We start from the raw sequence: 712 nt of genomic DNA on the forward strand, positions 1-712 counted from the left end.
CTCCTTTTGGTCATAGTCTGGTTTTGGTTATATCTGGACGTTTCGGTCCAAAAATGGTTAAAAAATTACCGAAGGCTTGCCATGATCAGCTCGATCACCTTGAGAAGGTCACTACGGACTAGCCCCGATTTGACCTGCGTGCGTAGCCCGCTCATGACGCAGTGCATATAAAGCGCCAAGTGAGCAGGGGGCTGCGTGGGAGGCATTTCGACGCTGGCTTGCGCCTGTGCAAAGGCTTCCTCAAATACCTGGCGGAAGCGTTGGGTGCCTCGTTGAACCAGCGACTGGACCGCCGGGTGTCCGGTGGAAAATTCATTCGCAACGTTCACCAGCATGCAGCCACGAGGGGTTTCGCATTCGGTGTCATCCAACACGGAAACCAGGCATTCGCGAATAAACGTTAGGGGCGAAGCGGCCTGTTCGAGGCGCTCTTTCATACGCATCGTTCGAACATCGAAGTAGCGGGTGAATGCCGCTTCGAATACTTGCTGTTTGTTGCCGAAGCTTTCGTACAGGCTGCTCTTGGAGAGGCCCGTCGCATCAAGCAGGTCCTGAAGGCTGGTGGCCTCATAGCCCTTGCTCCAGAAAAGCTGCATGGCGTTTTCCAGCACAAGGTCGGCGTCGAAATTTCTAGGGCGTCCACGGGTCATGCAGGGATTATGGACCGATCAGTGCGTAATTCAAGCCGACCAACGAATTCGGCCAGAAAAAA

1 protein-coding gene is annotated in these 712 nt (G+C 54.2%); it reads right to left on the reverse strand.

The window, feature by feature from the left end; all coding sequences use genetic code 11:
- Positions 1-65: 65 nt before the first annotated feature.
- Positions 66-596, reverse strand: a complete 531-nt coding sequence (locus H3028_RS21040) for a TetR/AcrR family transcriptional regulator (protein ID WP_258237886.1) — start codon at positions 594-596, stop codon at positions 66-68.
- Positions 597-712: the final 116 nt, after the last annotated feature.

The organism is Pseudomonas sp. Q2-TVG4-2 (assembly GCF_013620795.1).
Taxonomy (GTDB): domain Bacteria; phylum Pseudomonadota; class Gammaproteobacteria; order Pseudomonadales; family Pseudomonadaceae; genus Stutzerimonas.